This is a genomic window from Bacillus stratosphericus (assembly GCF_020524495.1).
Lineage (GTDB): Bacteria > Bacillota > Bacilli > Bacillales > Bacillaceae > Bacillus > Bacillus stratosphericus_B.
In genome coordinates, this window is the sequence record NZ_JAIVLB010000017.1 from 18169 (window position 1) to 37746 (window position 19578).

Annotated in this window: 14 protein-coding genes and 5 pseudogenes; 14 read left to right on the forward strand and 5 right to left on the reverse strand. The window is 37.3% G+C overall.

Translation table 11 applies throughout. From position 1 onward, the window contains the following. Positions 1–5: 5 nt before the first annotated feature. Complete coding sequence (locus LC033_RS08545) at positions 6–1940, forward strand: AMP-binding protein (RefSeq protein ID WP_226567850.1); 1935 nt, start codon at positions 6–8, stop codon at positions 1938–1940. Between the two features lie 13 nt (positions 1941–1953). Here LC033_RS08545 and cysI read toward each other — a convergent pair whose 3' ends face one another. The 3 genes and pseudogenes from cysI to LC033_RS08560 form a co-directional block, all read right to left on the reverse strand. Beyond that, positions 1954–3669 (reverse strand): assimilatory sulfite reductase (NADPH) hemoprotein subunit, encoded by a 1716-nt coding sequence (gene cysI / locus LC033_RS08550; RefSeq protein WP_226567851.1) that lies wholly within the window; start codon positions 3667–3669, stop codon positions 1954–1956. Between the two features lie 32 nt (positions 3670–3701). Then, a complete protein-coding gene (locus LC033_RS08555; RefSeq protein WP_226567852.1) occupies positions 3702–5513 on the reverse strand; it encodes an assimilatory sulfite reductase (NADPH) flavoprotein subunit in 1812 nt (603 codons plus the stop codon). Positions 5514–5735: 222 nt separating this feature from the next. Continuing rightward, a pseudogene (locus tag LC033_RS08560) lies at positions 5736–6566 on the reverse strand (Tn3 family transposase); the annotation flags it as partial. Between LC033_RS08560 and LC033_RS08565 the strand changes: the two are divergent. The 7 genes and pseudogenes from LC033_RS08565 to LC033_RS08595 all read left to right on the forward strand — a co-directional run. Continuing rightward, positions 6565–6807, forward strand: a pseudogene (locus tag LC033_RS08565) (IS4 family transposase); the annotation flags it as partial. The pseudogenes LC033_RS08560 and LC033_RS08565 overlap by 2 nt on opposite strands. A gap of 243 nt (positions 6808–7050) precedes the next feature. Next, complete coding sequence (locus tag LC033_RS08570) at positions 7051–8304, forward strand: MFS transporter (protein ID WP_226567853.1); 1254 nt, start codon at positions 7051–7053, stop codon at positions 8302–8304. Positions 8305–8369: 65 nt separating this feature from the next. Then, positions 8370–8993 (forward strand): TetR/AcrR family transcriptional regulator, encoded by a 624-nt coding sequence (locus LC033_RS08575; protein WP_226567854.1) that lies wholly within the window; start codon positions 8370–8372, stop codon positions 8991–8993. A 190-nt stretch (positions 8994–9183) separates the two neighbouring features. Next, positions 9184–9735 (forward strand): hypothetical protein, encoded by a 552-nt coding sequence (locus tag LC033_RS08580; RefSeq protein ID WP_226567855.1) that lies wholly within the window; start codon positions 9184–9186, stop codon positions 9733–9735. Further along, on the forward strand, positions 9728–10783 hold the full coding sequence (locus LC033_RS08585) for an arginase family protein (protein ID WP_226567856.1): 1056 nt from the start codon (positions 9728–9730) through the stop codon (positions 10781–10783). Before LC033_RS08580 ends, LC033_RS08585 begins: the two co-directional genes overlap by 8 nt. Further along, a complete protein-coding gene (locus LC033_RS08590; protein WP_226567857.1) occupies positions 10752–11657 on the forward strand; it encodes a lysophospholipid acyltransferase family protein in 906 nt (301 codons plus the stop codon). The genes LC033_RS08585 and LC033_RS08590 overlap by 32 nt, the downstream gene beginning before the upstream one ends. Further along, positions 11626–12678 carry a class I SAM-dependent methyltransferase gene (locus LC033_RS08595; RefSeq protein ID WP_226567858.1) on the forward strand — a complete coding sequence of 351 codons (1053 nt, stop codon included), beginning with the start codon at positions 11626–11628 and terminating at the stop codon, positions 12676–12678. Before LC033_RS08590 ends, LC033_RS08595 begins: the two co-directional genes overlap by 32 nt. Positions 12679–13039: 361 nt before the next feature. Here the strand turns inward: LC033_RS08595 and LC033_RS17025 are convergent. Continuing rightward, positions 13040–13381 (reverse strand): annotated as a pseudogene (locus LC033_RS17025) (aldehyde dehydrogenase family protein); the annotation flags it as partial. 224 nt (positions 13382–13605) lie between these two features. Here LC033_RS17025 and LC033_RS08610 point away from each other — a divergent pair. The 3 genes and pseudogenes from LC033_RS08610 (at position 13606) to LC033_RS08620 (ending at position 15210) form a co-directional block, all read left to right on the forward strand. Further along, positions 13606–14031 (forward strand): DMT family transporter, encoded by a 426-nt coding sequence (locus LC033_RS08610; protein ID WP_226567860.1) that lies wholly within the window; start codon positions 13606–13608, stop codon positions 14029–14031. A gap of 13 nt (positions 14032–14044) precedes the next feature. After that, positions 14045–14727, forward strand: a pseudogene (locus LC033_RS08615) (Crp/Fnr family transcriptional regulator). Positions 14728–14748: 21 nt separating this feature from the next. After that, positions 14749–15210, forward strand: a complete 462-nt coding sequence (locus LC033_RS08620) for a DMT family transporter (RefSeq protein ID WP_226567861.1) — start codon at positions 14749–14751, stop codon at positions 15208–15210. A 204-nt stretch (positions 15211–15414) separates the two neighbouring features. Here LC033_RS08620 and LC033_RS08625 read toward each other — a convergent pair. Continuing rightward, positions 15415–16558 (reverse strand): annotated as a pseudogene (locus LC033_RS08625) (DUF4158 domain-containing protein); the annotation flags it as partial. Between the two features lie 201 nt (positions 16559–16759). Between LC033_RS08625 and LC033_RS08630 the strand changes: the two are divergent. The 3 genes from LC033_RS08630 (at position 16760) to LC033_RS08640 (ending at position 19371) form a co-directional block, all read left to right on the forward strand. Further along, entirely contained in the window at positions 16760–17335 is a 576-nt protein-coding gene (locus tag LC033_RS08630; RefSeq protein WP_226567890.1) for a recombinase family protein, read from the forward strand. Positions 17336–17695: 360 nt separating this feature from the next. Beyond that, positions 17696–18397, forward strand: coding sequence for a response regulator transcription factor (locus tag LC033_RS08635; RefSeq protein ID WP_226567862.1), 702 nt, complete (start codon positions 17696–17698; stop codon positions 18395–18397). Beyond that, positions 18394–19371, forward strand: a complete 978-nt coding sequence (locus tag LC033_RS08640) for a sensor histidine kinase (RefSeq protein WP_226567863.1) — start codon at positions 18394–18396, stop codon at positions 19369–19371. Before LC033_RS08635 ends, LC033_RS08640 begins: the two co-directional genes overlap by 4 nt. Positions 19372–19578: the final 207 nt, after the last annotated feature.

A 19578-nucleotide genomic window follows, 5' to 3' on the forward strand; every position in this document is an offset into this window, starting at 1 on the left:
TCCTAATGAACCTGAAACCAGCATGGGTACCGGAAGAGCAGATGATCAAAAAAACACGACTTGATCAGTGGATGAAATCTCTTGGTTTTTCTACGTATCACTCATTCTATCAAGCAAGTATTGAGCGGACAGATTGGTTTTGGAGAGAAGCTGAAAAGGCTGTCGGCATTCAGTGGAAAGAGCCGTATGAAGCTGCATTAGGTCAGCACTCATTCATGTGGCCGAAGTGGTATAAGGGCGGCACATTAAACATCATCGAAACGGCCGTAGACAAATGGGCAGAGAAAATAGAGACTAAACATCAACCAGCGATTATTTGGGGCAATGAAGCAGGAGAAGAAAAGAGTTGGTCTTTCCTCCATCTTCAGGAAAAAGTCAATCGCTACGCAGCTGGTTTTTTGAAGAAAGGGCTTCAAAAAGGAGATGTGGCGATCATCTATATGCCTATGCTTCCTGAAACTGTTGCCGTCATGCTTGCCTTCGCTAAGATTGGTGTGATTTTTAGTCCGGTCTTCTCAGGCTATGGAAGTGAGCCTCTTGCCGTACGCATTCGTGCTTCAGGTGCAACCATTGTCGTCACAGGGCACGAAATGACGCGCCGGGGAAAGACCATCAACATGCGAGAATGTGTGGCTGATGCGATCCAAAAAACAGATACCGTTAAAACTGTCATTGTTCATTCTTCCTCTGATACTGATTACAAAGATGACGTAAGGTTAAACGATTTATTAAAAGAACAGCCAATTCACGAAACCACCTATGTCACAAATGAAGACCCTCTAATGATCTTGTATACCTCTGGGACAACTGGCACACCAAAAGGAGCCGTCCATACACACGCAGGCTTTCCTGTAAAAGCTGCTTTTGATGCCGGTCTATGTATGGATGTTGCAAAAGGAGACCGGCTATTTTGGCTCACAGATATGGGCTGGATGATGGGACCATTTCTTATCTTTGGGGGCTTGTTAAATGGAGCCGCGATTGTTTTATATGACGGCGCACCCGATTATCCAGATGAACAGCATATCTGGTCATTCATCCATCAGCAGAAAGTCACTCATTTTGGTCTTTCGCCTACATTTGTTCGTTCTGCGATGCAGCAACATATAGCAGGGATTAAGATGACGCATGTCAAGGCCATCATTTCTACTGGTGAACCTTGGAATGAAGCGCCGTGGCAATGGCTATTTAACAAAATTGGTCAAAAGAACATTCCTATCTTAAATTACTCAGGGGGGACCGAAGTGTCTGGTGGCATTGTAGGAAGTACTCTGCTTCGCCCAATCAAACCCATTCTCTTTAATGCAGCAATCTTAGGAATGGCGGCAGATGTGTATAATGAAACAGGACAGAGCGTCATAAATGAAGTAGGGGAGCTTGTTGTGAAAAAGCCATGGGTCGGCATGACATATGGTTTTTGGAAAGAGCCGGAGCGTTATGAAGACACGTATTTCAAACGATTTGATGGTGTATGGACACACGGTGATTGGGTCATGCAAACAGAGGACGGAGAATTCCATATCACGGGCAGATCGGATGATGTCATTAATACAGCAGGCAAACGCATCGGTCCAGCTGAAATTGAATCCATCCTTGTTGGCCATCCGGCTGTGCACGAAGCAGCAGTCATCGGGGTAAATGATGAGGTGAAGGGAGAGGCGCTCGTGTGTTTCATCGTGACGGATTCACACGCTTTTGAAGAAGCCAAACTCATTCAAGAGCTTTCAGCACATGTTGGATCACATGCCGGAAAAGCGCTCACACCAAAAGAAATTCATCTCATTTCAGCTTTACCGAAAACAAGAAATGGAAAAATCGTCAGGCGTTTACTAAAAGGGGCGTATGAACAAAAACCTTTACCAGATCTTTCTTCATTAGAGAATCCGGATGTATTCGAAAGCATTTCCAATGACCTGAAAAGGAAACAAAGGCAGGAGTGATTCCTGTCTTTGTTTATTGCGCATTAAAATTCGTTCCATCTGTTGTTTCTTTGACAATCCCTGCTCGAATCACAAAATCACCGAAATGTTCATTTTCTTCTCGTTCTTTTGCGTACAGAGGGAGTAGAGAGCCAAGTTCTTTTAAAATGTCTTCCTCACCCACATTTTCTCGGTACAGTTTACTTAACCTGCTGCCGTCAAATGCGGCACCAAGATACATATTGTATTTACCACGTGATTTTCCTATAAAACCAATCTCACCTAAAGCATGACGGGCACATCCATTTGGACATCCAGTCATTCGAATGGTGATTTCTTTATCACTTAATCCGTTTTCCTCTAAAATCTCTTCAATTCTATCAATCAAACGAGGAAGGTAGCGTTCTGCTTCGGCCATCGCTAAGCCGCATGTTGGAAGAGCAACACATGCCATTGAACTGCGGCGCAGGGCAGAGAACTGCTGGCCATCTGATATACCAAATTCCTGCATCAGCTGCTCGATTTGTTTCTTTTTATGAGTTGTGACATTTCCAATGATCAAATTCTGATTTGCGGTTAAGCGGAGGTCACCCGCATGAACCTTTGCAATTTCACGAATGCCTGTCATCAGCGGATAATCATCATCTGTAATGCGCCCGCCTTCTACAAACATCGTATAGTGCCATCTGCCATTAATGCCTTTCACCCAGCCATAACGGTCACCGTTATGATCAAAGTGATAATCCCGTGCGTCTAAAAGAGTAAATCCAAGACGGCGCTCAAGCTCTTCTTTTACATTCTCAAGTCCGAGGCGGTCCACTGTATATTTAAAGCGGGCATTTTTTCGCACAGAACGGTTTCCATAGTCACGCTGAATGGTGATGACTTGTTTGGCAATCTCAACGACCTGCTCAGGTGTACAAAAACCGATCACCTTTGCAAGCTGAGGGTAGGTCAATGTATCACCATGAGTCATGCCCATTCCACCGCCAATCGCGACATTAAAGCCAACTAATTGATTATTTTTGATAATGGCAATAAATCCTAGATCCTGCGAAAAGACATCAATATCGTTAGCAGGAGGTACTACAACGCCAATCTTAAATTTTCTTGGCAAATAGAGCGGACCGTACATCGGTTCAACCTCAGTGTCAGGCGTTGCCGCTACTTTTTCCTCATCAAGCCAAATTTCATGATACGCTCTTGTTTGAGGAAGCAGGTCATCACTTAATTTTTTTGCCAGTTCGTAAACTTCATGGTGCACGTCTGATTGGTAGGGATTCGATGTACACATGACATTCCGATTCACATCCCCGCAAGCAGCGATCGTATCAAGCATGGTAGAATGAATGTCTTGAATGGTCTTTTTCATGTTCCATTTTAAAATACCGTGAAGCTGAAAGGTTTCACGAGTTGTCAGCTTTAACGTGCCGTTTCCATATTTGTGAGCAAGCTCATCCATCACAAGCCACTGCTTGGAGGTGGCGATTCCGCCAGGCAGACGTACACGCAGCATAAATTGATAGGCAGGCTCAAGCTTTTGTTTTTGTCGTTCATTTCTCAGATCACGATCATCCTGTAAGTAGCTGCCGTGATGCTTCATCAGGCGATTGTCATCATCAGGAATTCCCGCTGAAATCGGATCAAGCATGACTTCTTTTAACGTACCCCGTAAATAATCACTTTTTTCTTTAATGTCCTCTACGTCGCTCGGAGGTCCATCCGGCGCTGTTAATGCTTTCTTCACCATGTTGTAAAAGCTCCTTTCTTTCAAGCATCAAATCAATAGACGTCACGCTGATAGCGTTTTTGCTGCTGTAAATTAGCTAGATAGCTTTCTGCTTTGTCTTTGCTCATCGCACCTTCTTCTTGAATAATCGATAGAAGGGTATGGTGAACATCATGCGCCATATGCTTTTCATCTCCGCAAACATACACATAGGCACCTTGCTCAAGCCATTCGAATAATTCTTTACTTTGTTTCTTCATTTGATGCTGGACATATACTTTTTCCTCTGTATCTCTAGAGAAAGCAACATCCATTCTCGTTAAGACGCCGTCCTTTAACCACTTTTGCCATTCCGTTTGGTATAAGAAATCCGTCACAAAGTGCTGATCACCGAAGAATAACCAAGACTTTCCATTTGCACCGATTTCCTCGCGTTCCTGCATAAACGAACGGAAAGGGGCGATGCCTGTGCCTGGCCCGACCATAATGATCGGCACATCAGCATTATGAGGAAGTTTAAAGTTTTGGTTATGTTGAATATAAATAGGCAAAGTGTCACCTGGCTGCAGACGCTCTGCACATAAAATCGAGCAGACACCTTGGCGAGATCGTCCGTGTGCATCATATCTGACAGCGCCTATTGTCAAATGCACCTCTTCGTCGTTTGCTTTTAGACTGCTTGCAATGGAATATAGACGTGCAGGGATTTTTCTTAAAATAGACGTAAAATCTGCTGCTGTTCCTTCAAAAGGACCGAAATCACGAGCCACATCTAATAAGTCTCGGCCTGCTATATATTCTTTTAGCTTTTCTTCGTTTCCTTCTTCTAAAAGGGCATGAAGTTCTTCACATTTCTTGAATGGCGCAATCTTTTGAAGAAGAGGTTTTGTTAAGACTGTAATCTCAAAATGTGAGGTGAGTGCTTCTTTTAAAGGAAGAGTGTCTCCGTTTTTATGAACGGTGACGGCCTCTTCTGCATTCCATCCGCATGCCGATATCAGTTCATCCACTAGGACGGGATCATTTGTCGGATAAATGCCAAGACTGTCTCCCGGCTCATAAACAAGTCCTGATCCTTCAAGAGAAAGCTCCAAATGGCGGGTTTCTTTGTTAGATCCACGGCCATTTAGATTGATATTTTCAAGCACTTCAGCATCAAAAGGATTTGTTCTTGAATATTCAGAAGATACCTTACTCATTTCTCCCGCAGCTACTTGTGGGAATGATGCTGTTTCACCTTCACTAAGAGAATATGTCACACCTTGCAGCCACTCAGAAAACGGCTCATCATAGTCAAGGTCACAGTCGACCCGGTCGAAAAGGCGCGTTCCCCCAAGTTCTTTTATGCGCTCGTCAAATTCTTTCCCCGTTTGACAGAAGAACTCGTATGAGCTATCACCTAACGAAAGAACAGAATAGCTCAAATGCTCAAGCTTTGGCGCACGTCTGCCATGGACATATTCATGAAAAGAAAGGGCATTATCAGGGGGATCTCCCTCGCCATGTGTGCTGACGATAATGAGTAAATTGCTTATTTTTTTCAGACTATTTGGTTTAAAATCTGACATAGAAGAGAGCATCACTTGAAAGTTTTTCTTTTCAAGATGCTCCGCTGTCTTTTTTGCTAAACCTTCGGAATTGCCTGTTTGTGACCCGTAAAGCACTGTCACATCTTTGCTCACAGGCTGGTCTGGAGCTACGGCAGAAGAGGCCTGAACAGCAGCTTCTAAACCGGCAAGAGCTGCCTGTGCTGATAAATAACCGGTAAGCCAAATTTTTTGTTGATCTGTTAAAGTGGGGAGCAGTTGATTGAGTAATTCTGCCTGCTCCTGACTAAACGGACTGTTCAATACATGAAGTTGCAACGATATCCACCTCACAAGGAATATAAACATAGATTAATTCGATAGGAATTATATATATAGGTTCAATTTGAACTTTACCGAAAGTTTCCCATTAAGTAAAATATATAATATTGATTGTCATGATTAAGATTCTTAATGACAAAGAATGTGCAAATAGAGGAGAGAGCATACAAAAAGGGGTAGTACCAGCGAAGCTGTCACTACCCGCAATAAGGAATAAAATTAAAAATACATCATTTCTTCAATTTGAATTCGCTCCATCATATCCAATTTAAAGATGCCGTAAGGATTTACGTGGCTGTAGATAAGCGGACTTAACGCTCTCAAATCCTCCGGTGTCATCATATCCATCCATTTCTTTTCTGATAAAACAGATTGAATCATGAGTGTATTTATATACACAAGGCAATTTTGTAATAAATGTAGAGAAAGAACGGCAACCTCTTGATCTTCCAATCTATTTGTAGATATTTCTCCACCTTTTCCATAAAAAATAAAGCCATTTGCTGAATTCCAATTCTCTACAACATTAAGGCCTTCATTAATTTCTCTCCGAATCTCTTCAGAATCCAAATAATCACACAAGAAAATGGTTTTAATGACTTTTCCCAATTCAGAAAGGGCTTGATAGGTCGGGTGTTTTAAGTTACTTCTTGTAAATCGTTTTAAGATAGCCTCTGTTTCGGCTGTTCCAAGACGCAGGGCTGTAGCATATTTCATCATCTGATCATATTGCTGACGAATCAATTCCCAGTTGATTGGTCTTGTAAGAATAGGTTGTAGATTAGGATAAGCATCACTCATGCCACTATCTGGCCTATAAAGTTTTTGTGAATTGATAGCTTTTAATCTTGGCATAAGCTGAAAACCCAAGAGATGGCAAAAGGCAAAAGCTACTTCGCTTTGACCGTGACTGTCTACATAATTCTTTTCAACCTCCATGCTTGTGCAATGTTTCAAAACTCCTTCAATCATAGACGCTACCTCAGAAGAAGAACATGATTTTAATTGAGAATAGATACAGGTTGAATGTTTAGCTACATGCCAGTAAATCGAACTGTTTTTTAAATGGATCAAGCAACATCTCAGCATCAAAAAGTTCTTCGGACAAAGCGAATGGGCGATTCAGAATCAAGTGTTTATCGCACTTATTGTTTTTTGTCTACATGTTCTTGTTCAAATAGAAACAAGAAGCAAGCGAAAAATTTTACAAATAAGCCGTTATTTGAGGGCTACATTGTGGAAAGCAGCGAATATCTGGATTCGAAAGATTGAAGGAAAAGCCATCCCTTGATAAGCGAATTGTCGCCGTCACATAGGTCTAATTGTAAATAAATTTCCAAATGGATAGGGCCACCTTTGTTTAGGTATTTACCTTTTTGGCTCTAGATAGAGAAAGTGATTAAACTGAAAATTATGACATCATTTATGCAACACTAGTGATTTCATATACCATTTGATTACAAATTAGTTGACATTCAGTATCAAGCGTATAATATAAAAAGGAAACTGACTAGTCATTTTAAGGGAGGTTATTATGAATATTACGGTTTATTTCCAACAGATTTTTAAGAATAGACCCTTCTGTTTATTTCTGCTATCCAGCTTTTTTCTGTTTTTAATAAGTCAATTTTATTTCTTAGCACAAGTTTCAATGATATTAGATATAACTAAATCGACCATTCTCTTAGGCACTGTATTAATGGTCATGGCTGTCCCGCGTTTAATCATATTACCCTTAGGAGGAATATTAACAGACAAATTTAGTGAAAAAAAGGTACTTATATTTGGATATACATCGTTAATTTGTTTACTAGGTGTACTAAGTCTTCTAGTAACGTTTAATCTTCTTTCTGTTACAGTAATATTGGTTTTCGCAGCGCTATTCGGTATCTCGAGTGCATTAATTCTTCCTGCAACTTATTCTATTGTTCCTAAATTGGTGGATGAAACAGTCTTGCAGAGTGCAAATGCTTTGGTTCAGTTTCAGAATCAATTATCCTTTTTTATTGGTCCTGCCATAGCAGGTTTGTTACTCGAAACCGTAGAATTGGGAATCTTCTTTTTGTTAATGCTATTACTAATCATCCTTTCATTAATATTGATCTTGTATATTAAACCTCAAACTGACGAAAATAATAAAATGGAAGATAAATCAGCGAGAAGTAAAGGATTTGGAGATGTAATAAAGGACCCAACAGTTGTAATGCTTATCCTATTTACCGCTATGTTAAATATAAGTGTGATAGGTCCCCAGCAAGTTGGTCTACCAGTCCTTGCAGAAAGTCATTTAAAAATGGATACCAAGGGATTAGGATATTTATTATCAACATTTGGATTAGGTTCATTAATGGGGGTTGTAATAGGCGGAATTTTATCAAATAGGAAAAATAATTTAGTAACTCTGTTTTTATTAGCTATTCAATTTGGGGTTATCTGGGCTGGATTTACTTTTATTACCGATATTCGGATCACTTTTGTTCTGCTATGCTTAACAGGAATTCTTATAGGAGTTATTAATGTTCTTTTTATTACAGCACTACAGACCTCAAGCCCTAAATATTTGTTAGGTAGAGTCATGAGCTTACAGTTTATGGGGTCGACAGGATTACAACCTCTTTCCTACTTCTTTACTGGCCTCTTAATAAGCTTAACAAGTTTACAGATTACATTTCTAATTGCTGGATTAATTATTTTTGTTTTTTCGATAGTACTTCTAGCTTCTATTAATTATCTGAAAATTAACAAAAATAGTGAAAAAGTATTTGACGGAATTAGAGAGAGAGGTTAGAATTAGAAATATAATAAAAACTAAACAGTCAGTTTTAAAAAACAGTATTATTGGAGAGATATAAATTGCCTAAGATTTCAGTATCAAAGAGGAAAGAACGGAAACGGCTTATATTGCAAGCTGCACTTGAAGTTTTTTCAGAAACGGGATACTGCTCAGCTACGATTGATGATATTGTCAAAAAAGCAAATATTAGTAAAGGTTTAATTTACACGTATTTTAAAAGTAAAGAAGAAATCTTTTTGGACTTGGTGGAATATTGGCAAGAAATCTCCAAAAAGGATAATAAAGAGTTAAATACTGATAAAGATCTGAAGGATAAAAAACTCTCAGAGGGACTCCTTATTCTTTGGGATAGTATTGTAAATCAATGGACTTCCGAAAATCTATTATTCGCAAGAATACAATACGAATTTTGGCTTGAGTCGTCAAGAAATCCGGAACTACAAGAATTAATGAAAGATAAAGCAAAAGCTAGCCTTCAATCGATAGAAAAGTTAATTAATGAAGGAAATATTAAAATAGAACCATCAATGGCAGCTGCATTTTCAAGGTTATGGTGGTCCCAGGTAGATGGGTTAGTTGCATATTTTATTAGCCATGGAACAACGCCAGATGGAGAAGAAATGAAACGAATCAGAGAAATTATTAAACATATGTGCGAGTTTTTAGATAAAACGGAGAATTGAAATGGGGTGAGATAAATGGCAAAGCAACCAAAGCCTCTAACTGCTGAAGAATTGAAAAAACTAGAAGCGGATCGTAATGTTGTTCGTTGTGTCGTCCGCTGCTAGTATTCATTTCATATCATAAAAATAACTTTTCCTAAAAAGAAGGAGGGCCCAATCCTCCTTCTTTTTATCTTAGGTGGGTGATTGTTTGTTCCAAATACTTTGTTTTCTCTTATTATATATCATTTCAATGGTTATCATACATGAATTAGGTCATGTTATTGCAATTTATTTTATTGGCGGTAAAGTTGAGAAGTTCGAAATTTCCTGGTCATTTATACGTGGAAAATTTATACTTCCTGAAAAGATTACCTATTTTAAGCATTTGTTTTTTACTGCAAATGGGATCATAATGCAACTTTTATTTTCTTTTATTATTATTTATTTTGCCAATGACCCTAGCTGGGTTTCACTAGGATTCTTTTACCTTTGTATTATTGCTATTAACCTTGCTCCTTTATCAATTACAGATGGAGCATACATTTTTAAGGCTTATCCTTCAATCGTGATTAAATACATGCTCTGGATCTTTGTAGGAGTATTATTTGCACTTTCAACACAGGGATTGATTGTCTTATGGACACATATTTCCGAAAATTTTCACATCCAATTAGTTTTAACTTTCCTTTATATTTTAATGTTAATGATGTCTATTCGTAGAATTTCGTATTTAAATTCGGAGGAAAAAACAAATGGCTAATAAGTATGAGATTGTCCAAAAAGACAATGAATATTTGTTCTTAAGAGATAGAAAGAGTAATTCTTATTACAAGGTAGAACATGAATATGAAGACATACTTCCTTCAGTATCAAAACTTGAACATAAACCTTTTTTTAATTATATATTACCTGATAATAAACCTGATACTGTCATTTTCGGTATTCCCTTCAATAAGGGAAGTCGATTTCCCAATTCTACAGTGAATCAGTTTCCAAATATTCTAAGGCAGACGTCCCATAAATTACAGCACCATAATCAATACCCGGAGCCTATACCGTTAAAACTTTTCCACCTTGATTCGGGAAAAGAAGTTGAATGTGGAAAACTTATGGATTTAGGGGACGTTTCTGAAATTAACAGGTACTCCGTGCATGAATCAATCCAAGAAATTGTAAGTTTTTGTATGGATAACTCATACCCTTTTGTAAGTATTGGTGGGGATCATTCATATACCTTTGACGTAGTATCTTCTCTAAAAGATGTTAATAAGCCTTTAGTTATATGGGTATTAGATGCACATAATGATTTATATGGATCTCCAGATAAACTTGATCATGGAAATGTATTTTCTTATATTGCAGAATTGTCATTTGTTGAAGCTATTGTCCAAATTGGTAGTAGGGGATTTAGAACCTTCGAACAGATAGTCAGTCATCCAAAAGTAATCCAAATTTCAAGAGATTCATTTAACATGAAAACATTTGAGCAATTAATTAAAAGATTTAAAGGACTTGCTCATTATTTATCTATTGACTTAGATTGTTTAGACCCATACTACTTTCCCTTTGTGGACTTTGGTGTCCCTGGTGGATTCTCTAAATCTGAGATTTTTGCTATTATTCAAACCATTTTTGGTAACGGATTTATTATAGGAGCAGACATTGTTGAGGGAAATGCCGAAGGGAATGTAGTAAAAGGTAACTATGATATACCGCTTGAGTTACTAATCTTGTTATTAAGTCATTTGAAAATTCAAAAGGAAGGGAGCAATGAAGTTGGCTACAAAAGAAAGAGTGTTAAACCTTGATTTTTTTATGTCTCTATCTAATATCATTAAAGAACTAAAGTACTTTGGTATATACGAACCAGTTGATATTTGGAACAGGTACTGCGATTACATAAATAGTTTTGAGGAACATCGAAAGAATCCCAGCTCGCACATTGGTTTTAACACGGTTACAGGCCTGCAATTGGATGAAATTCAACATTTATATAAAACTCAGGGTTTAGCATTAGTTTTTTTACACTACGGTGCGTACAGACATGCAGTTGCTACAATTTTAGAAGCAGCAATCAAAGTTCACCCAGAAAAACCAGTATTAGTTGTGGTTGACCAAGAATCTTATAATAGTGAGTCTCAATTAGAAGAGTGGGTTCAAATTTACTCAAAGTTGAATGCACATATGGTAATTGCTGAAAATCCCTCTAGTGGTCTAAAAATAGCTAGACACCTTAAAAATGGCGGCATTGTTGTTCTATATTTAGACGGAATGACTGGATATGGTAAAGATAAAAATCCAATTCGATTACCATTTATAAGTTCTGAAGTTGAGTTTAGAAGTGGATTTTTTCGTCTTCTTCAAAAGTCTAAAACACCTGTAATAGGAGCTATTACACCGAGTGAAAATGAACTCTTAGTTTCTAAGCCTATTATTTCAAATGATATAGCAATGGCAGCATCTGCCCTTATGAGTTTTTTCCGACAAACTTTACTTAAGGATCCTTCAAAATGGAGACTGTGGTATAGACACCATTTATTTGTAGAAGCTTTACCACAAATATTGGTGTATCAGGAAGCCAGAAAAAACAAGATAAATTGGATCTGCGATGAAGTTAACCCCAAAATTACATTAGAAGAGGAGACGGGCGATGTCTACCAGTACATGGAAACTTATAGATGATAATATTGTTGTTTTTGACAAGAAAACTGGAGAGCCTACTGAACTTAAACATTCTGCAATAGTTAATAGCTCATTGACTTATAAATATTGGGATTATTTGGCCTGGTCTGCTGCTTCATTGAAAAATAGTGAAGTTCTTTCTGTTGGATTTGGAGCTGGAACGTTTGCTCAATTATTAGAAAAATGGGGGATTCCATCAAAAGGGATTGGAATTGAGGTCGATCCTAATTATAAAGAATTAAATGATTCGCTTACAAGTTATAAAGTGAAATATTGTGATTTCACAGAAGGTCTTTCTCAAATTCATAACAACTTTGATACGATTATCATTGATGTTTACGATGAAAACGGATATGTAGATGCAGCCTATGGTGTTGAAGCGATTAAAACTTATCTTTCACTAAAGAAGGATAATGGAAGAATGGTAATACATTGTTTAGACATCTTAGGAACACTTCTAGCAGCTGAAGTTCCCTTACCCACATCATCTTCTATTTTATCAACCATGATACAGAGAATTAAAACAGTAACAGATGAACCTATTTATATTGTTCCACTTTGGTCTAGTTATTTAATATGGGTGGGCCCACCTCCTAAGAGTATTGAAACTGAAAAGAAGCCGGTAAAGTGGCTAGATACATTCCTTAAATCGCGAATGATTAAAATTGACCTCCCAGAAGGACCTAATATTTCTGAATTAGCTGTTCCATGGACGTATTTACAATTAGAGAAAATAAACAAAGGCATACTTTTGGATTTAAATACCTTTGCACCTGAGGAACTGAAAAAATTTAATATATTACTTAATTTGGTAGGCCCTATACTGAAAGTAAAACTGTCCCAAAAAGAAATTAATAGTATAAAAAATAGCCTATTTGAAATAAACAATGACGCAAGCCTTCATGCTGCTAGTTTTATTTTAGCCACTATTGGAAATTGGACTGATGCTTTTGGTGTGTTAGAGGGCAAAAAACTTAGTAATCCCCGTTGGATGAAAGCTGATTTATATAAAGTTAAATAATTTGAGTGTTTTTATTTTTATTATGCAAGAAGTAGTACAAAAAATACAATCTTTTAACATCCAAAGCACCAGCTTAATATTGAGTAACCGTTCATTTTAACAGATAATACAACTAAGACTCTTAAATAAAAAATTCATCTATAACATAAGCCAAATTCCTTAATGTACAGGTATTTGGCATTTTTATGTTGAATTTCGCTTGGCGTACAAAATTCGATATATTGGCGGTACCCAGTTAGTATTAATATGCATGTAAAATATTTGAATTTACATATTATTTCTTATTGCGGTTGGTAACATCTTCGCTGGTACTACCCCAAAAAAGGAAAACGGTCATCCATTTCCCTTTTTTTACCTTCCTTGCTTCCTTTATAATGGTATGTCCGCCGCAATCCTTGGTAAATGTATAGGATTTAAGTGTTTCTGCTGCTTTAGAGAAGTGTTCATGCCCAATGTTGTAATGAACCTCTTCTGATACTTTTAGCGGTGCACCAAGTTCTTGTGTCATCACTTCTACTAGCTCATCCTTACTCTTTTCGTAACCGCAGACAATGTTTTACAGCATCTCCACTCGTTCATTTCGAGACGTTTTTGAGAAAGAAGGGGAGGCAGCATTAGCTGCTTTGACTGCTTTATCTAAATCTTCATTTGTTCCTAAGCTGATCGTTCCAATGACTTCCTCTGTTGCGGGATTAATGGCCTTCTATTTCTCATTGTGACATGTCTCCTTTGACCTGTGATTCAATTCAATATTTTGTTTACAGCTCATATAAAACATTACCCACTGTGGAAAATCTAAAACGAAGAAACTGCAAATGAAAAAGTTTCTGATATAATAATACGCAAAGTGGGACATATGTCCTTTTCAACATCAGGACATCTATCATTTAATGGAACTAGACAGAATAAGAAGGAGCATTTGAAAGAATGAAAGGTGTTATTTTCGCTTTATTAGGAGGCGCTTGTATTACGCTTCAAGGTGTATCCAACGCAAGAATTAGTCAAGATATCGGTACATGGCAGGCGGCAACCATCACGCAGCTGACCGGTTTTATCATCTCTCTTGTGATTTTACTGATTGTAAGGGATGGGCACTTTCGTGAATATCAAAAGGTGCAGCCACTCTATTTAATAGGAGGCGCATTTGCTGCCATCATTATTTTTAATGAAGTCACTGCGATTCAAATGATTGGTGTGACACTCACCATCGCTGCTTTACTGATTGCCCAGCTTGCTTCTACTTTTGCAATAGATGCAAAAGGATGGTTTGGTGTTCAGAAGAAAAAAATGAAATGGCCACATTATGCAGGAATCCTTTTGATGATTGCAGGCGTGATCATTTTAAAGCTATAAAGGAGGGAGTCAGGTGGAGGAGCTTCATGATGAATCTCTATTCTCCTCTTATATCAAAGCGCATCAATTACAGAACGTCTTTCACAAGACATTGATGCTACATGTGAGCTTGTGGCGCTATCAGCAAGGCGAGCTGATTTGTTCAAAAGGGGATAAGAGGGAGTACATGTATTTGCTAGTGAAAGGCAAATTAAAGATTTTTACCACCACAAAGGAAGGAAAAACCTTTATTCTTTGCTTTAAAAATCCCCTTGAAGCAATTGGAGATATTGAATACGTTAAGCAGACAGATATGGTACAGTCGAAGCTGTTTCAGAAGTACATATGCTAAGAATTTCTCATCAAGCGCTGATGCGCCATGCAAAGGATGACCCGCGTGTTTTAACCTTTTTGCTAAAAGGCATCACAAACAAATTTTATACAAAATCAAATGATTTAAGTTTTCACCTTTTATATCCTGTGGAGGTCAGGCTCGCAAGCTATTTATTGTCTGTTTTAACAGGTGATGACGACACCCTCACCCGGCCGCTTCGTCTCACTGATGCAGCTAGCTTAATTGGAACGAGCTATCGCCATATTAACCGGGTGATTCAGCAATTCAGAGAAAAAGGGCTGATTGAAAGGCGAAGAGGAGCGATTACGATTTGCGACCGGAAAGGGCTATTAGAAATAGCAGGGCACAACATTTATGAATAGAAGAAACGAAGGGATTTATATATGATTATAGGAATAATATTAGCCATTTCTGCTGGTGCACTCGTCAGCTTACAAACCATTTTTAATAGTAAGGTTAATGAGCATACAGGCTCTTGGTCAACAACGACACTTGTTCTTGGAATGGGCTTTGTCGCTTCCCTCCTAATGTGTCTCTTGTTAGAGGGAACTGGTATGTTTCAATTAAGACATATGGAGGCTTGGTACTGGGTGAGCGGGGCCATTGGGGTAGGGGTTGTCATCTGCCTTGTTCAGAGCATCAAACGTCTTGGCCCCACTTATGGGATTTCAATTGTCCTCACCTCGCAGTTAGGGTGTGCGCTAATGTTTGATTCGCTTGGCTGGCTTGGATTAGCAAAAGTAGATTTTTCTTTTACAAAACTATTGGGTGTTCTTGTTATCGTTGCCGGGATCTTGGTTTTTAAGCTCACCAAATTTGAGCAAGCAGACGAATATTCTTGTTAAGCGCGTTTCCAAGACGATTCCCCTAATTTTAACAACGCTAAGTAAGTTTTAGTGGTCTTAGAGATTCTAATGAGACCACTTTCTCTGAATTAAAATGGTATTCTCCTAGTAAATTTATATGTTCCCAGCCTTAAGGTGACATATGATGTAATAAGTCTTCATTGTTAATCTTTCATTAAGACTGCTAGTTCTCTCTGTCATATAATCTTCGAATGTTAAATTAACTGATAGCCTCGTATTCCCCTTCGTTTGATTCCATGTATCCTCTGAAAACAAATATTCCTCAAAATCTCTATATTGTCTACTGCCCACAATGGAAACATCACCAGCCCGAACATGCTCTCTTAGTTCTGTTAAGACGGCCATTTCATAATAATGACGATTGATTGTACCGTCATCCTCATATAAGTGTTTTTTCCAACGCTTTGAGATTAAGTCCACAGGTGAGTCATCAGGTACTTTTCGTTTTCCAGATTCGTTCATTCCTCGGATAATCTCTACAGCTTATAAAACTAGTTCATTTGACTTTGTAGAATGAAATTCCATTACCCTTAATAGAGTTGGCGTATATTTTCTAAGTGAATAAAATCGATTTTGCAGTAAGTCTAAATAATCATAGTCGGCTGGACGGACAAGCTCCTGAGCTTCTTCCACCGAAGAAACAAAGGAATTCCATTCAATGATGAATTGTAAAACCCCAAAAACGTCTAATTTTTCCTCTTTAGCTTTGATTAAAGCTTGTCCGATGTTCGTAAAGTGTATAACCTTCTCATTAAGCTTTTTACCGTTTTGTTTCTGAATTTCTTCTTGAGCCTTACGGCCTTTTGATAACAGACTGAGTATTTGTCTGTCATGAATTTCAAAAGCTTTATCCGTTAATTCCTGAGTAAGATGTAATAAATAGACGGTTAATATCGAATATCGTTTATTTTCCTGAAAGTCACGAAATGCATAAGGCTCATATCTTGAACCTAATCGAGACAGCTGTAACAGGCGATTGAGATGCAAATGACTAATTTGTACCGTTTCTAATTCCATACCACGTATGTATTCGAGTCGTTCTATTACTTTAAGAAATGTTTCTGGTGAAGGAAGACCTGGTGATTCCTTGGGGATCAAGACTAAGCGAAGATGAAGTAGCACCAATTTGTTTCAATATATAATGTATGAATGAATCTGGGATGCCTTTGATATGAGTGTATGGCCAACCGGGATACCGAAGAACGGCTAATTGAACAGCAAACCCTAAACGGTTTTCCTCTCTTCTTCGTTTATTAATAATTTCTAAATCCTGTTTGGAAAAAGTGTAGTAGGTTCCCAATACCCATTCATCTTCAGGAATTTGCATTAGAGCCAGTCTCTGATCTGGTGTAAGCAATTCTCTACCTCTCGCAATTTTCATACAGTATCATCTCATTTCTGTAATTATTCAGTTAATTAATTCAATTATATGTCAATAGAGTGTACTCTATTGATACAAGTGTAGTAGACTGATAAAGTCATAGTTAAGAGTGTCTCATAAAACATGTCTCAAAAACGAGGTGATATTTTGCGGAAAATCGGTTATATACGTGTCAGTTCGACTAGTCAAAATCCTTCAAGACAATTTCAGCAATTGAACGAAATTGGTATGGATATTATTTATGAAGAAAAAGTTTCTGGAGCAACAAAGGATCGTGAGCAACTTCAAAAAATGTTAGAGGATTTACAAGAAGGTGACATTATTTTTGTGACAGACTTAACTCGAATTACTCGAAGTACGCAGGATTTATTTGAATTGATTGATTTAATACGAAGTAAAAAGGCAAGTTTAAAATCAATTAAGGAATCATGGCTAGATTTGTCAGAAGATAATCCATACAGCCAATTCTTAATTACACTAATGGCTGTTGTTAACCAATTAGAGCGAGATCTAATCCGTATGCGTCAACGTGAAGGCATTGAGCTGGCCAAAAAAAAAGGTAAGTTTAAAGGCCGGTTAAAGAAATATGATAAAAATCACGCAGGGATGAATTATGCAGTAAAGTTGTATAAAGAAGGAAATATGACTGTAAATCAAATTTGTGAAATTACTAATGTCTCTAGAGCTTCTTTATACAGAAAATTAGCAGAAGTGACTAATTAGCCAATTGGATGAGTAATAGTAAAGAATGCAAACCTTAGTTTTAGCAATAGGTAAAAAGCAGCGTGAGCCAAAACCTTATGTTACCTTGTCTAGGCATAATGTATTGATGTATTCTACATAATATTATGCCTATTGATTTAATGCATCTGCAGTAGCTTTTGGATCTAGAAACGTAAGAATAATCGTAATTATGATATCAAATGCTTTTTTCAACTTAATACACTCCTTTTTCATAAGCCCTGATATCATTTTATAATTAAACAGGAAAACAAACATTTAATTACCTTAAACGATTCTTACACTTATGTAAGGTATCTCTGAATTACTTTTTGTAGATTTATTTTGGAAAGGAAGATTGATATGGCGACAATTATGATTGTAGAAGATAATGACGAATTAAGAAGGCTCTTGGCAGACTATTTAACTAAGTATGGCTATCATTGTATTGATTTAGAGAAATTCAATGAAGTCTTGACAGAATTTTTAGAGACTAAACCTGATCTTGTCTTACTCGACATTAATTTACCCTCATTTGATGGATTTTACTGGTGTAGGCAAATCAGAAAGTATTCAAATTGTCCAATTATTTTTATATCTGCTCGTGAAGGTACAATGGATCAAGTCTTGGCAATTGAAAATGGGGCAGATGACTATATAACAAAGCCCTTTTCATTTGAGATTGTCACGGCAAAAGTAATGAGTCAACTTCGAAGGACAATGGGAGAATATGCTTTAAATCAGGGGGAAAAGGTAATTAATTTTGATGGACTCAAATACTATCCAGAGAAACTAGAAATGGAATTTAGAGGAAAAGTATGCGAACTCTCCAAAAAAGAAGCAGCAATGATAGAGCTACTATTAGAGCGTGGAAATAAGGTAACAAGTCGAGATCGGTTAATGGAGAAAATGTGGGACACTGATATGTTTGTTGATGAGAACACCTTAAATGTGTATATATCAAGAATCCGAAAGGTACTTAAAGATCTTGGAATATCTTATGCAGTTGAAACGGTTCGTGGTGCTGGCTATCGAATGAAAAATACATGGGACGAGAACCGATGAAAATATTTCTAAGAAGTCACTTAGCATTAGTCTTGATGGTAGTCGCTCAAGGGGGATTTACTTGGCTTTATTTTTGGTTTCTAGGATTTCGAGGATGGGGGCATATAGTATATGTCATTTCAATGCAGGTGGTCTTTATTCTCGGCTACTTGGCATACCGTTTTATTAATGACTATCGTCTGTTTAAATGGTTAACCACTAGTAGTGATGAAATGAGATATATCCCTCGCTTCGGAAATGGGTATTTTAATAAAGCGCTGCATCTGAAAGTTCTAGAGGAAAAGAGTATCTCTAACCAGAAGATAATGGAATGCGAAGCCGCAGTAAAAGAAAAGGTAACTTTTATGAATCAATGGGTTCATCAGATGAAAACACCTATTTCTGTTATCCATTTAATGATACAAAATAATGATGATCCCATTTTTCAAGATATCCGAAAAGAAATATACAAACTTGAAATGGGATTGAAGACCGTCTTTTATACATCACGACTATCTCTTTTTGAAAAGGATTATGTAATTGAAGAAATTCCGGTCTATACCTTTATCAAGGATCTTGTAAAAGAAAATAAAAGCCTCTTTTTCCAGTTCGGGGTGTATCCTAATATTTCGATAGAGGATGAGGATATTAATATTCTTTCTGATAAAAAGTGGATTAAATTCGTAATTGAGCAAATATTTTCTAATGCCATCAAATATTCCACAAAGAAGTCGAATAAAGTTGATATTAAAGTAGAGAAAGAAAATAAAGAAGTCATTTTAACGATCACTGACTTTGGAATCGGAATTCCAGAACAGGATATAAAAAGGATATTTGAACCTTATTTTACAGGTTTAAACGGAAGAAGGTATCATGAATCTACTGGGATGGGACTTTATCTTGTCAAAGAAGTTCTTGATAAGCTTTCTCATAATTATTCAATTCATACTGAGGTAAATAAAGGAACTTCATTTCGTATCTATTTTAGCGTGTAAAAAAAACATTAAGTAAAGGCCTTGCTGTTTTAACGAGGTCCTGAAAAAGTACTTTCCACTAAAACAAGCGAATCTTCCAGGTTACAGCCATTGGCGGTACCCCAAGTATAAGCATTACGGGAGATGGGAAGCATAGGAATAACGATCTTAAATTTTCCCAATGCTTTTAAAACAAAGGAGCAAGCAGTCTTTTCAATCCTTACAAAA

Bases quoted from the DNA above. Each gene is read 5' to 3' on its own strand.
- LC033_RS08545 (WP_226567850.1), top strand. From the start codon at position 6: ATGAACCTGAAACCAGCATGGGTACCGGAAGAGCAGATGATCAAAAAA.
- cysI (WP_226567851.1), bottom strand. From the start codon at position 3,669: ATGGTGAAGAAAGCATTAACAGCGCCGGATGGACCTCCGAGCGACGTA.
- LC033_RS08570 (WP_226567853.1), top strand. From the start codon at position 7,051: ATGAATATTACGGTTTATTTCCAACAGATTTTTAAGAATAGACCCTTC.
- LC033_RS08585 (WP_226567856.1), top strand. From the start codon at position 9,728: ATGGCTAATAAGTATGAGATTGTCCAAAAAGACAATGAATATTTGTTC.
- LC033_RS08595 (WP_226567858.1), top strand. From the start codon at position 11,626: ATGTCTACCAGTACATGGAAACTTATAGATGATAATATTGTTGTTTTT.
- LC033_RS08610 (WP_226567860.1), top strand. From the start codon at position 13,606: ATGAAAGGTGTTATTTTCGCTTTATTAGGAGGCGCTTGTATTACGCTT.
- LC033_RS08620 (WP_226567861.1), top strand. From the start codon at position 14,749: ATGATTATAGGAATAATATTAGCCATTTCTGCTGGTGCACTCGTCAGC.
- LC033_RS08635 (WP_226567862.1), top strand. From the start codon at position 17,696: ATGGCGACAATTATGATTGTAGAAGATAATGACGAATTAAGAAGGCTC.
- LC033_RS08640 (WP_226567863.1), top strand. From the start codon at position 18,394: ATGAAAATATTTCTAAGAAGTCACTTAGCATTAGTCTTGATGGTAGTC.